This window comes from Microbacterium nymphoidis (genome assembly GCF_021044885.1).
Classification (GTDB): domain Bacteria; phylum Actinomycetota; class Actinomycetes; order Actinomycetales; family Microbacteriaceae; genus Microbacterium; species Microbacterium nymphoidis.
Genome location: NZ_JAJNOD010000001.1, coordinates 308,869 through 321,633 on the forward strand (window position 1 = coordinate 308,869; position 12,765 = coordinate 321,633).

A 12,765-nucleotide genomic window follows, 5' to 3' on the forward strand; every position below is an offset into this window, starting at 1 on the left:
AGTCCGTCCTTATCCCAGCGGGATCTCGATGAGATCCAGCGCCAGGTCTGCGGCGCCGAACAGGATCGCGTCGGCGCCGGTCTGGGCTGCCTCGATCCGCAGGGACTTGGTCGCCAGGGGGTGGCAGACCTCGTAGACACGACTGCGGACCGCGGCCAGGAACGGCTCCGCCACGGTCAGGCTGCCCGTGAGGAACACCGCGTGTGGGTTGAAGAAGTTCACCACGCCGGCGAGCGCCTGGCCGAGGTGCGTGCCCGCAGTGCGTACCAGCGTGGTGGCAACCGGCTCGGCGTCCAGGGCGAGTGCGATCACATCGGCCGGCGTGCTGACGTCGAGTCCCGCATCGCGTGCCTGGCGGAGCAGGCTGGCGCCGCTGGCCACCGTCTCCAGGCATCCGGTGTTGCCACATGAGCAGGGCAAGTCGCCGCTGCCATCGATGCGCGTGTGCGTGATGTCGCCGGCCGCGCCGGTCGCGCCGCGGTGGACGGCGCCGTCCACGATGATGCCGGAGCCGATGGCGGTGCCCGCCTTGACGGTGATGCTGTGCCGCGTAGCACCGAAGTGCACCCGGTGTTCACCGAGGGCGGCGAGGTTCGCGTCGTTGTCGACCGCCACCGGGGCGCCATAGCGCGCGCGGAGATGCTCGTCCACGCGAAAGCCGGGCCACCCGGGCATACGCGAGGGCTGGACCACCGTGCCGGTCTCGATGTCGACGGGGCCCGGAAGACTCACGCCGATGGCCCGGATGCCGGAGTCCCCGGCGATGCGGTCGAACCCCGACTCGACCACGGCCATCGTCGCACGGGGACCGTCGGCGAGGTTCACGGGGATGGTCGTGACCTCCTGGAGTGCACCGCTCAGCGCGTGACGCCCGATGCGCGCGTGGCCACCGCCGAGGTCCACCGTGAGGATCACGCCCGCTTCGTCGTCGAGGTGCAGGGTGCGAGGCCGGCGGCCACCGCGGGATGCACCGTCGGCTCCCTCGCGTACCAGTCCGGCGTCGATGAGCATCTGCACGCGCAGCCCGGCGGTGGAGGGAGCGAGTCCGAGTCGCTCGGCGATTTGCGAGCGCGAGGTCGCCTCGCCGTGTGCGATGAGGCGGAGGGCGTCACGCAGCGATGCATCATCGGCCGATGCGGGAATCACGGAAGACATGGGATCTTTCTGTCGGGCGTTCTGCCACGCTACCGGCCCAGAAGTCCAGCAGGTGCAGCATGACGTTTTATCAAGCTTCGGTAAAGGTCCGATGTTCGACTTGTGTCGACCATCGAACTCTGACATGGTGACTTTACACACAACTGCACCAGCTTGGTTCGATGACCGAACTAAGTGTCCCGATCGCCGAGGAGGCATTCAATGAAGAAGTTGCGCGTGGGCGCGGTGGCGGCAGCCGCCGGCATCGCTGTTGTGCTGACCGGGTGCTCCGGCGGCTCCGACGGTTCGAACGCAGGCTCGGGCGGTTCGGGCGACAAGCCCACCATCGTCGTCGACATGTGGTCCGGCAGCGAGTCCGACACCAAGGCTCTTCAGGAGCAGGTGAAGTTCGCCCAGGAGGCGAACCCCGACATCAACATCAAGCTGCAGACCGCTCCGTGGGGCGACTACTTCACCAAGCTCACCACGAACATGGCCTCCGGGAACATGGCGTGCGTTTCGGGCATGAGCGGTGCCCAGCTCGGTGGGTACACCGCCGGCTTCCGCGAGCTGAGCGACGAGGACCTCAAGACCGCCGGACTGGACCTTGCAGACTTCAACGTCGGCGCCGATGGCATCCTCGGGTTCGAGGGCAAGCTCTACGGCCTCCCGTTCGACGTCGCCACGATGCTCGTCTACTACAACCAGGACATGCTGACGGCGACGGGTGCTCCCACGCCGGAGATCGGCTGGACCTTCGACGACTTCGATAAGACCGCGGCGGCGGCCACCAAGGACGGCAAGTTCGGCTTCGGCATGGGCATGGGCGGATACCAGTGGGTGTCCCTTCCCATCTCGATGTCCGGCACCCAGCCGGCGAACGCCGAGGGCAAGCTCGAGATCGACAACGCGGACTTCGTCAAGGCCGCCGAGTGGTACGCCGGCCTCGTGACGGACAAGAAGGTCGCCGCCCCCGTGGCCTCCGCATCCGACACCGGGTGGGGCGAGGACCAGTACTCCAGCGGAAACGCCGCGATGGCTGTCGACGGCACCTGGAACGCCGTGAGCTACCTCACGAACGAGTCGGGCTTCGCCGCGGGCATGGCGCCCCTCCCCGCCGGCGCCAAGGGCAGCGTCGGTCCGATCCTCGGCTCCGGCTACGGCATCGCCAAGACCTGCGACAACCCCGAGGCCGCACTGAAGGTCATGGGTTCGCTGCTGGGCAAGGACGCGCAGGACTACATCGCATCCTCCGGCCGCTCCTACCCGGCGCGCACGGCTTCGCAGCCGCTGTATTTCGAGTCGATCGATGAGAAGTACCGCGACCAGGTCAAGTCGGTCTTCGAGGCAGCCTTCGCCAGCACCACGCCGCTGTACATGACGAAGAACTGGGACAAGCTCGACAACTACATCCAGCCCAACCTGGTGTCCGTCTACAGCGGCCAGATGACCATGGCTGACCTGCTGAAGAACGCGCAGTCGCAGTTCGGCAACTGACGTATCCGATACGTCTCCGCAGTGAACCGAGAGAAAGCAAGATGACCAAGACGAAGAATCGTCGAGGGTCGCTCGCGCGGGTCGAGTCCCGCTGGGCGCTGGGCTTCGCAAGCCCAGCCCTGGTGGGGCTCGCCCTGTTCACGATTGTCCCGGTGGGACTCTCGATCGTGATGAGCGTCTTCGACTGGCCCGTGTTCGGCGATCGCACCTTCAACGGCTTCGCCAACTACGCGAAGCTGTTCGACCCGAGCAAGAGCCCGGATTTCTGGCCGGCACTTCGTAACTCCGCGGTGTACACGATCCTCTACGTCCCGCTGAGCATCGCGCTCTCGCTGGCACTGGCGCTCGGGCTCGGCCCGCGCATCCGCGGCCGTGGCGCACTGCGTGTCCTGTTCTTCATCCCGGTGGTCACCCCGATGGTGGCCAACGTGCTGGTGTGGAAGATGATGCTGCAGCCGCAGGGCCTGTTCAACGGCGTCTCGCAGTCGTTCTTCGGTATCACCCTCCCCAACTTCCTCGCCGACCCGTTCTGGGCGATGATCATGGTCGTCGCCATGAGCGTCTGGCAGGGGCTGGGCTACAACATGCTGATCTTCTCCGCCGCACTCGAACAGCTGCCCGACAGCGTTCTCGAAGCCGCGGCGATCGACGGCGCGCAGGGCTTCCGCCGGGTGTGGAGCGTGATCCTTCCGATGATCTCGCCCTCGGTGTTCTTTGCGGCGATCATGACCATGATCACCTCCCTCCAGGTGTTCGCCCAGCCCCAGCTGCTCACCGGCGGCGGACCCGGCAACGCCACCAAGCCCCTCGTCATGTACATCTGGGAGCAGGGGTTCACCTTCGGCGATCTCGGCCTCGCGGCGGCCGGGGCATGGATCTTGTTCGCGATCATCATCGTCATCACGGGTCTGCAGTTCACCGCGCAGAAGAAGTGGGTGCACTATGAGCACTGAAACTCGGTCACTGGTTCCTGGTTCGCGGTCCGTCCGCGTGGAAGAAGCGGGTGCACTGTGAGCACGGAAACTCGGTCACTGGTTCCTGGTTCGCGGTCCGTCCGCGTGGAAGAAGCGGGTGCACTGTGAGCACGGAAACTTTGATTGCTCCTGCCCCGCGTCAGCGCAAGCGCGGCGTCGAGACGACACCCGCGGCCAAGGTGCGGCTCGTCCTTGCCCACGTGCTGATCTACGTCGCGGCATTGATCTTCGTCGCCCCGCTCATCTATGCGTTCTTCTCCGCCCTCAAGCCGAACGTCGAGATCTTCTCGATGCCGCCGACGCTGATCGGCTCGCAGGTGAAGTGGTCCAACTTCGTTGACGTTTTCCAGTACGGCCCGTTCGTCCGCTACATCGTGAACTCGTTCATCGTGGCGATCCTCGGCACCCTCGTGGTGATCATCGTGTCCACCGCGGCCGGATACGCATTCGGACGCCTGCGGTGGAAGGGGCGCGACGCCGTCTTCATCCTGTTCCTCGCCACCCTGATGGTGCCGGCTGAGGTCCTGGTCATCCCGATGTTCCAGCTCATGCAGAACTTCGGCTGGGTCAACACGATGCAGGCGCTGGTGCTGCCGTTCGCGTTCGGAGCGTTCGGCACGTTCCTGATGCGACAGTTCTTCCGCGGCATTCCCTTCGAGCTCGAGGAGGCGGCGCGCGTCGACGGCGCCAACCCGCTGCGCTCCTTCTTCAGCATCATCCTTCCGCTGTCGAAGTCGGCTGTCGCTGTGCTCGCGGTCTTCACGTTCCTGTCCTTCTGGAACAGCTACCTGTGGCCGCTCATCGTCGTCAGCGACACGTCCGCGCTCGGAACCCTGCCGATCGGTCTGGCGAGCTTCGCCGGCCAGAACGGCACCCGATGGGACCTCCAGATGGCCGCGGCGATCATCTCGATGATCCCGACGACCGTGCTCGTGATCGTCCTGCAGAAGCACCTCGTCAAGGGGATCGCCATGGCCGGCATGGGTGGTCGTTGATCCTTGATGAGCAGTGACCTGTACGCCGCCGCCGCGGCGTCATCCGGCGAGTACCTCCTCGTGGCCGGAATCGACATCGGCGGAACCAAGATCGCCGTGCTGGTGACGGGAGAGGACGGCGCCGTACTCGCGCGCGGCGTCGTTCCGGCCCCGGCCCAGGACGGCGGGGCCGCCATGGCCGATGCCGCTGCGACCCTCACTCGCGATCTCGTCGCCCACCTCGGTGGCACCCTCCGCGCCGCCGGCGTTGGGGCCGCCGGGGTGGTGGATCCTGTCAGCGGAACCATCCTGGCTGCCTCGGCGATGTTCACCGACTGGGTCGGGTTCGCCCTCGCGGACGCGCTCGCAGAACGTCTCGGCGTGCCGGTGGCGGTGGAGAACGACGTGAACGCGTTTCTCCTCGGCGAGGTCGCCGCGGGTGCCGGGCACGGCGACGACGTGCTCGGGGTGATGCTGGGCACCGGGGTCGGAGGTGCACTCGTGATCGACGGCGCATTGCGACATGGGCCGAACGGCGCCGCGGGCGAGATCGGTCACACCCCGGGTTACAGCGATCTGGTGTGCACGTGCGGTCAGACCGGACACCTCGAGACGCTGGCCTCCGGCACCTCGATCGCCCTGCGCTACGGCGAACGCAGCGGTGCGCACGGGCTCGGCGCCGCCGAGGTGGCCCAGCGTGCCCGGGCCGGGGACGCGGACGCGATCGCCGTGTTCCAGGACGCAGGGCGTGCGGTGGCGCTGGCCTGCGCCAGCGCTGCGACCCTGGTCGACCTGGACGTCGCGGTGATCGGCGGCGGAGTCTCCCACGCGTGGGATCTTCTGGAGCCGACGATCATCGCCACGCTGCAGACCGACGCGCCTGTGTCCGGCGCGCCGCTGCGGATCATCCCGGCAGCGCTCGGATCCGACGCCGTCGCGCTGGGGGCTGCGGCTGCGGCGCGCTCGCGCACACCGTCACTCCTCGAAACCGCCCCACCCGTCGGCAGCCGGCCGACGCCCTGATACTCTTCCCCCGCTTCAGAGAAGGAGCCCCCGTGACCGAACGACCGGAAGCCCACGAGATCTGGATGGGACCGCTGAGCCCCGTCGCGGAAGGCGGGCTTGCCCGTCCCCGCATCGGCATCGCCGGGATCTCGATCGAATCGAGCACGTTCTCGCCGCACATCTCCGGTGACGAGGCTTTCACCATCCGTCAAGGCGACGACCTGCTGGCGTACTACCCCTTCCTCGATGCGGGACGCGAGCTTCGCGAGGCGGCCGAGTGGACACCCATCTATCACGGCCGTTCCCTTCCGGGTGGTGCCGTCGCGCCGGAGACCTATCAGCGCATGAAGGCGGGAATCGTGGACGGCATCCGTGCCGCGATCGCCGATGGCGGTGCGTTCGACGGGTTCTTCTTCGACATCCACGGAGCCATGAGCGTGGTGGGGATGCAGGACGCCGAGGGCGATCTCGCACAGGCCGTCCGGCGTGAGCTCGGTCCTGACACCCTGATCAGTACGTCGATGGACCTGCACGGCAATGTGTCACGCGTGCTGCTGGATGAGGTCGACCTCCTGACCTGCTACCGCATGGCACCGCACGAGGACTGGATGAACACCAAGGAGCGTGCCGTCTGGAATCTCCTGGCGCGCCTGCGGGGTGAGCACGGTGGTGACCCGCTCGAGCGACGCCCGCTGAAGGCGTGGGTACCTGTTCCCGTGCTGCTGCCCGGTGAGAAGACCAGCACGCGGCTGGAGCCGGCGAAGGGGATCTATGACGAGATCCCGGGGATCGAGTCCCTCCCCGGCGTGGTCGACGCCGCCGTCTGGGTCGGCTATGCGTGGGCAGACGAGCCTCGCAACATGGCGATCGTCGTGGTGATGGGTGACGACGCGGAGCTCATCGCGCGCGAGGCCGAGCGCCTGGCTCGACGGTACTGGGACGCGCGCGCCGACTTCGTCTTCGTCGGCCCCACGGCTACGCTCGGCGAGGCGCTCGATCAGGCGCTCGCACCCGGCGCCGCGCGCCCCTTCCTGATCTCCGACTCGGGCGACAACCCCACCGCCGGCGGCGCCGGCGACGTCTCGTGGACGCTCGGGGAACTGCTTCAGCGAGCGGAGCTGCGCGAGGCGGGGCGCACGGTCATCCACGCTTCCGTGTTCGACGCGGACGCGGTCTCGAAAGCGGTTGCCGCGGGTGTGGGCAGCAGCGTCACCCTCGAGGTCGGCGGCCGCGTGGATCCCGGCCCCCGCGGACCCGTCGAGATCACCGGCGAGGTGTTCTCGATCACGGAGGGAGACCCGGATGCTGGAACCCAGATCGTGATCCGTGCGGGAAGTGTGTTCTCGATCATCACCGAGCGCCGAAAGCCCTTCCACCACCTGGAGGACTTCCGCATGCTCGGTCTCGAGCCGGAGAGCGCCGACGTGGTGATCGTGAAGATCGGCTACCTGGAGCCGGAGCTGTACGACCTCGCCGCGGACTGGATCCTCGCGCTCACGCCTGGCGGCGTCGACCAGGATCTGCTGCGGCTCGGGCACCACCGTCTCCAGCCCGGCGTGTATCCGTTCGACGACTCCGGCGTCGTGCCGGTGCTGACCCCCGTGGTCACGCGGCGCGGTGCGGATCCTGTCGTCTCCGTCGGTGGAGGGGTCAACTGACATGATGAACTTCGAAAAGCGCATCGGTCCCGACTTCGGTGGGGACGGCCCCGAGTACCCCGTGAGCGGAGCCGTGCCCGAGTGGTACCGGGACGCGAAGCTCGGCTTCTTCATCCACTGGGGGCTGTACTCGGTTCCCGCCTGGGCGATCCAGCACGGCCCCGGGGTCCACATCCCGACAGAGGACGCCTACGCCTATCACCAGTACGCGGAGTGGTACGGGAACACCGTCCGCATCGCGGGCAGTCCCACGTGGATCCGCCACCAGGAGGTCTACGGCACGGGCACCAGTTACGAGGATCTCGCAGACCTCTGGCGCGCAGAGGCGTTCGACGCGGACGCCCTCGTTTCCGAGCTGGTGGGCGCGGGAGCGAAGTACATCATCCCCACCACCAAGCACCACGACGGCTTCGCCCTGTGGGACACCGTGACGAGCGGGTTCAACGCGGCTCGTCGGGGCCCGCGGCGCGACCTGATCGGCGAACTGCATGACGCCACGCGGCGCCGCGGCGCACGGTTCGGCGTGTACTACTCGGGTGCGCTGGACTGGCACACGGGGGACTTCCCGGCGATCGAGAGCGACACGGACCTGTTCCGCTTCCGCCGCAATGACGAGCAGTACTCCCGCTATGCGGCAGCGCAGCTGGACGAACTGGTCGAGCGCTTCGCTCCGGACGTCCTGTGGAATGACATCGACTGGCCCGACGGGGGCAAGGGGCACGACGAGTTCGCGGTGGCGGCTCTGCTGCGGCGCTACTTCGCGGCCGTGCCCGAGGGCGTCGTGAACGACCGGTGGGGCGTGCCGTACCACGGCTTCCTCACCCGGGAGTACACGCACATTGAGGACGTGCAGGATGCCGTGTGGGAGTCCACGCGCGGTCTTGGCTACTCGTTCGGGTACAACCAGGCCGAGGGCCCCGAGCAGTCGCTCTCGGGCACCGATCTCATCCGCCTGTTCGTGGACGTGGTGAGCAAGAACGGCAACCTGCTGATCAACACCGGTCCGCGAGCGGACGGCACAATTCCCGACCTGCAGCTGGCTGCGATGCGTCAGCTCGGCGACTTCCTCCGGGTGAACGGTGGTGCGATTTACGCGACGCGTCCCTGGATCCGCGCCGGGGAGGGGCAGGGAACACCCCGTGCCTACACCTCGTCTGCCTCGGGCACCCACGTGCACGTGCTCGATCCTGTTACGGGCGTGGTGGAGCTCCCGGCGGAACTCGCCGCGGCCTCGGGCGCGCGCTGGGCCGGTACCGAAGCGGCGGAGATCGTCGCGGGCGCGGACGGCACCGCGACGGTGGCTGTTCCGGAAGCCCTCCGCGGCGACGCGGTGGCCACGCTGACCGTGCCCGCCTGAGGCGTGCGAGCGCGGTGCCGTGGCGTGCGGGGAATCGAACCCCCGTCTCGAGCACCTGCGGCGCATGATGGAGCCGGCGAGACCTGCTCGAGTTGATGATGCGACAGCGGGCGGCGACGGGCTTCGCGGGTGATCTGCTCACGTTTCGGAGCGCGACTCGGGTCGGCTGCTGGTGAGCCGGAATCCGGTGCTGGTGAGCCGGAATCCGGTGCTGGTGCGGCGGTTCTGATGCTGGTGAGCCGGGATCTGGTCCTGACGAGTCGGGATTCGGCGCTGGTAAGACGGGATTCGGTGCTGGTGAGTCGGTCGGGGTCTGGTGGTGTGCCGGGACTCGGTGCTGCTGAGTCCGGACGTTGTTGGTGAGTCGGCACGTGTGCTGGCGAGTCGAGATGGATGCTGACAGTGGAGGCTGAGAGATGACGGTGTTGGAGATCGTGGCACAGTCGCCGCGGGACGCTCGCGTGGCGATCGGGAACGGCGCGGATCGCGTGGAGTTGTGCCAGGCGCTGATCACCGGCGGGATCACGGCGTCACACGCAGTGATGGCCGGTGCCGTCGATGCCGTCGGCGGGGATCGCGTGGCTGCGCTCATCCGGCCGCGGCCGGGCGGATACGTGTACGACGCGGACGAGATCGCGGTGGTGGCAGCGGACATCCGCTCCGCCGTCGCGCTGGGCATCGGCGCGGTCGTCGTCGGCGCACTCCGGCCGGATCTGTCGGTGGACACCGATGCGGTCCGGCGGTGGAGGGAGGCGGCGGGCGACGCCGACCTGGTGTTCCACCGCGCGATCGACGTGCATCCGGATCCTGTCGCCGCGGTCGGTGAACTCGTCAACGTGGGCGCGACGCGCATCCTGACGTCGGGCGGTACCGTGCGAGCCGGCGACGGTACCGCCGTGCTCGGAGCAATGGTGGCGGAAGCCAGCGGGCGACTGCAGATCCAGGCCGGGGGCGGAGTGACGATCGATGCCATCCCGGCGCTGCGTGCCGCCGGCGTCGACGCGATCCATCTGTCGGCGCGCGTGGCCATCACCGACGGCACACCGGCGGGCCCCGGCGGCGGAGTGGACGAGTACGACGTGGTCTCCGAGGAACTGGTGCGTGCCGCCCGCGTCGCCGCCGACGCCTGACGTTCCCGGTGCTCGGATGCTCCGTTTGTGGCCCATCGCTGCGGATTCCGACGCCTGACGCCCGTTCCCCCGTATCTCCGTTGCCGGCGTCGTTCGTTGCCGGGGGGAGTGGGGAGGGTGCGGGGAGCGGAAGCGTCCGTAGACTGAGGGCATGAGTTCCGAGCCGCAGGGCGCTCCCGATTCCGCACCCGAACACGGTGCCGCTGAGCCGACACTCGCGCGCGGCTGGCGTGCCGTAGGCAAGGGGGCGGACAGCGTGCACACCGAAGGTGAGCCCGTCACCGACCCGCCCGCCGCGACAGCCGATGACGACGACAGCGAGGCGAAGTCGTTCGCGGGCGATGAGGTCGTGCACGACGACCAGCCCGTGGAAGCCGGAAACGGCGCCCTGCTGGGCATCGGCATCCTCGCGGGCGTCTATCTGCTCTACGTGATCGGCTGGTTCATCGGCGGCAATCGCCTCGACGTGGTGGGCGATCTCCTGCTGGCCAACGGCCCGATCTACACGATCGTGAAGTGGACCGCCATCGCGGCTCCGGCGGTCTGGTTCGCCGTGGTGTTCGTGCTGACCCTGCGCAGTCGCACCTGGGTGCGCTTTGCCTGGCTGATCGCCGGCGTCGTACTCCTGGTGCCGTGGCCGTTCGTCATCAACTGGGAGAGCGCACTGATGGGAGGCGTCCAGTGAGCGAGCAGACGGTGAAGCCGGCCACGCGCGGTGCCGGGTCGTGGTTGCGGTGGACGGTGGCCGCGGTGTTCGGCCTCGTCTACTCCTTCGCGATCTGGGTGGCGATCTTCGCGCTCGTGCTGGCGTCACAGGGCAACACGGGACTGACCCCCGCAGGCGTCGGAGTGGGCCTCATGCCCGTGCTCTTCCCGGTGCTGGTCTACGCGGGCATTGTCGTGGTGGGACGGCGACTCTGGGTCTGGAAGCAGGCGCTCCTGTTCCTGGCGGGCTTCGCGCTGGTCGGTGTGTTCTGGCTGGACGTGGTGATGCTGCAGGTGGCCGCGCAGTCCTCCCTCGTCGGCGCGGGCTGAGCGCAGGGCGGGTCCGCGTCCCCGTCAGGGGAGAGTGTTTCGGGACCTCCGAGGGACCCGGGGGCCTGGGGCGAGAAAAGTGATCCGGAATGCCGCATCGCGCACTCTGAGGCGCCGTGCTGGTGGGCCTTCAGCATTCTGCTCGCCTGAGCGCAGGTGCTGGATGCCGCGTGCTCGATTGCGCGCCCGCGCGGGTGCGTACTGAATGGTCCGGGAACGTCACGTGAACGAGAGCACCGGTGCCGAGACTGTAGGCTGACACCGATCGCGCCCCCGACGGCGTGCGGCGCATCGGCCCTCCCCATCACGCGAAAAACCGCATCGAAGGATACCTCTGTGACGAAGCCCGTCGTTCTTCTCGCCGAAAAGCTCTCGCCCGCCACGATCGACGCGCTCGGTCCCGACTTCGACGTCCGCGACGTCGACGGCACCGACCGGCCTGCACTGCTGTCGGCGCTGGCCGATGCGGACGCCGTGCTCATCCGATCGGCCACCCAGATCGACGCGGAGGCCCTCGCTGCTGCCCCGAAGCTCAAGGTGGTCGCCCGCGCGGGCGTGGGCCTGGACAACGTCGACATCAAGGCGGCCACGACTGCGGGCGTCATGGTGGTCAACGCGCCCACGTCCAACATCATCTCCGCGGCGGAGCTGACGATCGGCCACATCCTCTCGCTCGCTCGTCGCATCCCGGCCGCCCACGCATCGCTGTCGGCCGGTGAGTGGAAGCGCAGCTCCTTCACGGGCACCGAGCTGTTCGAGAAGACGCTGGGCATCATCGGCCTGGGTCGCATCGGTGCGCTCATCACCGCGCGCATGCAGGCGTTCGGCATGCGCGTCGTGGCTTACGACCCCTACGTCACCAGTGCTCGCGCCCAGCAGCTGGGTGTGGAACTGCTGAGCCTGGACGACCTGCTGGAGCAGTCGGACTTCATCACCATCCACATGCCGAAGACGCCGGAGACCACCGGAATGATCTCCACGGCTCAGCTGGCGGCAATGAAGAAGTCGGCGTACATCGTGAACGTGGCCCGCGGCGGGCTCATCGACGAGGCCGCGCTGGAGGCGGCACTCACATCGGGAGAGATCGCCGGTGCGGGCCTGGACGTGTTCAGCTCGGAGCCCCCGAAGGAGACGGGTCTGCTCGGACTGCCGAACGTCGTCGTCACCCCGCACCTGGGCGCGTCCACGGATGAAGCACAGGAGAAGGCCGGCATCTCGGTGGCCCGCTCGGTGCGTCTGGCACTCGGCGGCGAGCTGGTCCCGGACGCGGTGAACGTCGCCGGTGGCGCCATCGACCCCTATGTGCGTCCGGGCATCGCCCTGGTGGAGAAGCTCGGCCAGTTCTTCTCCGCGCTGGCGAAGTCGCCGCTGACGAGCCTGGACGTCGAGGTGCACGGCGAGCTCAGCGGCTACAACGTGGACGTCCTCAAGCTCGCGGCGCTCAAGGGCGTCTTCACCAACATCGTGAGCGAGTCGGTGTCGTACGTGAACGCGCCGCTGCTCGCAGACCAGCGCGGCATCGACGTGCGCCTGCTGGTGGATGACCAGTCCGACGAGTACCGCAACGTCATCACGCTCACGGGTGCCCTCTCCGACGGCACCCAGCTGTCGGTCTCCGGAACGCTCACCGGGCCGAAGCAGATCGAGAAGCTGGTCGGCATCAACGGCCTCGCCCTCGAGCTGCCCATCGAGAAGCACCACATCGTCATGGTCTACACCGACCGTCCCGGTATCGTCGCCGTCTACGGCCAGAAGTTCGGCGAGGCCGGCATCAACATCGCCGGCATGCAGATCGCACGCCAGTCCGCCGGTGGACGTGCGCTGTCAGTTCTGACGGTCGACTCCCCGGTCTCGGACGAACTGCTGGAAGAGGTGAGCTCGGCCATCGACGCCGACGTGTTCCGTCAGATCGAGATCACCGAGGCCTGAGCCACGCTGCGTGCACGGCAGAGCCCGCCCCGGACGGGGCGGGCTCTGCCGCGTCTGCGGAAGCATCTCGGG

Annotated in this window: 11 protein-coding genes; 10 read left to right on the top strand and 1 reads right to left on the bottom strand. The window is 68.0% G+C overall.

The window, feature by feature from the left end:
• Window positions 1–9 precede the first annotated feature (9 nt).
• Window positions 10–1,155, bottom strand: a complete 1,146-nt coding sequence (locus LQ566_RS01500) for an ROK family transcriptional regulator (protein ID WP_231089792.1) — start codon at window positions 1,153–1,155, stop codon at window positions 10–12.
• A gap of 201 nt (window positions 1,156–1,356) precedes the next feature.
• Here LQ566_RS01500 and LQ566_RS01505 point away from each other — a divergent pair, with 201 nt between their 5' ends.
• The 10 genes from LQ566_RS01505 (at window position 1,357) to serA (ending at window position 12,693) form a co-directional block, all read left to right on the top strand.
• Window positions 1,357–2,631 (top strand): ABC transporter substrate-binding protein, encoded by a 1,275-nt coding sequence (locus LQ566_RS01505; RefSeq protein WP_231089793.1) that lies wholly within the window; start codon window positions 1,357–1,359, stop codon window positions 2,629–2,631.
• Between the two features lie 41 nt (window positions 2,632–2,672).
• Window positions 2,673–3,584 (top strand): carbohydrate ABC transporter permease, encoded by a 912-nt coding sequence (locus LQ566_RS01510; RefSeq protein WP_231089794.1) that lies wholly within the window; start codon window positions 2,673–2,675, stop codon window positions 3,582–3,584.
• Between the two features lie 125 nt (window positions 3,585–3,709).
• On the top strand, window positions 3,710–4,600 hold the full coding sequence (locus tag LQ566_RS01515; RefSeq protein ID WP_231089795.1) for a carbohydrate ABC transporter permease: 891 nt from the start codon (window positions 3,710–3,712) through the stop codon (window positions 4,598–4,600).
• A 6-nt stretch (window positions 4,601–4,606) separates the two neighbouring features.
• Window positions 4,607–5,602, top strand: coding sequence for an ROK family protein (locus LQ566_RS01520; RefSeq protein ID WP_231089796.1), 996 nt, complete (start codon window positions 4,607–4,609; stop codon window positions 5,600–5,602).
• A 32-nt stretch (window positions 5,603–5,634) separates the two neighbouring features.
• Entirely contained in the window at window positions 5,635–7,242 is a 1,608-nt protein-coding gene (locus LQ566_RS01525; protein WP_231089797.1) for a M81 family metallopeptidase, read from the top strand.
• 1 nt (window position 7,243) lies between these two features.
• Complete coding sequence (locus LQ566_RS01530; protein ID WP_231089798.1) at window positions 7,244–8,599, top strand: alpha-L-fucosidase; 1,356 nt, start codon at window positions 7,244–7,246, stop codon at window positions 8,597–8,599.
• Window positions 8,600–9,015: 416 nt separating this feature from the next.
• On the top strand, window positions 9,016–9,729 hold the full coding sequence (locus LQ566_RS01535) for a copper homeostasis protein CutC (protein WP_231089799.1): 714 nt from the start codon (window positions 9,016–9,018) through the stop codon (window positions 9,727–9,729).
• 151 nt (window positions 9,730–9,880) lie between these two features.
• The gene (locus tag LQ566_RS01540) at window positions 9,881–10,414 is read left to right on the top strand and encodes a DNA polymerase III subunit gamma/tau (RefSeq protein ID WP_231089800.1); all 534 of its coding nucleotides are present in this window, start codon (window positions 9,881–9,883) and stop codon (window positions 10,412–10,414) included.
• Entirely contained in the window at window positions 10,411–10,764 is a 354-nt protein-coding gene (locus tag LQ566_RS01545; protein WP_231089801.1) for a hypothetical protein, read from the top strand. Before LQ566_RS01540 ends, LQ566_RS01545 begins: the two co-directional genes overlap by 4 nt.
• A 336-nt stretch (window positions 10,765–11,100) precedes the next feature.
• The gene (gene serA, locus LQ566_RS01550) at window positions 11,101–12,693 is read left to right on the top strand and encodes a phosphoglycerate dehydrogenase (RefSeq protein ID WP_231089802.1); all 1,593 of its coding nucleotides are present in this window, start codon (window positions 11,101–11,103) and stop codon (window positions 12,691–12,693) included.
• The last annotated feature ends 72 nt before the right edge of the window (window positions 12,694–12,765 follow it).

What these genes read in the sequence shown, in the direction of transcription:
- LQ566_RS01500 (WP_231089792.1), bottom strand. Translation starts at nt 1,155, where the DNA reads ATGTCTTCCGTGATTCCCGCATCGGCCGATGATGCATCGCTGCGTGAC.
- LQ566_RS01505 (WP_231089793.1), top strand. Translation starts at nt 1,357, where the DNA reads ATGAAGAAGTTGCGCGTGGGCGCGGTGGCGGCAGCCGCCGGCATCGCT.
- LQ566_RS01510 (WP_231089794.1), top strand. Translation starts at nt 2,673, where the DNA reads ATGACCAAGACGAAGAATCGTCGAGGGTCGCTCGCGCGGGTCGAGTCC.
- LQ566_RS01520 (WP_231089796.1), top strand. Translation starts at nt 4,607, where the DNA reads ATGAGCAGTGACCTGTACGCCGCCGCCGCGGCGTCATCCGGCGAGTAC.
- LQ566_RS01530 (WP_231089798.1), top strand. Translation starts at nt 7,244, where the DNA reads ATGATGAACTTCGAAAAGCGCATCGGTCCCGACTTCGGTGGGGACGGC.
- LQ566_RS01535 (WP_231089799.1), top strand. Translation starts at nt 9,016, where the DNA reads ATGACGGTGTTGGAGATCGTGGCACAGTCGCCGCGGGACGCTCGCGTG.
- LQ566_RS01540 (WP_231089800.1), top strand. Translation starts at nt 9,881, where the DNA reads ATGAGTTCCGAGCCGCAGGGCGCTCCCGATTCCGCACCCGAACACGGT.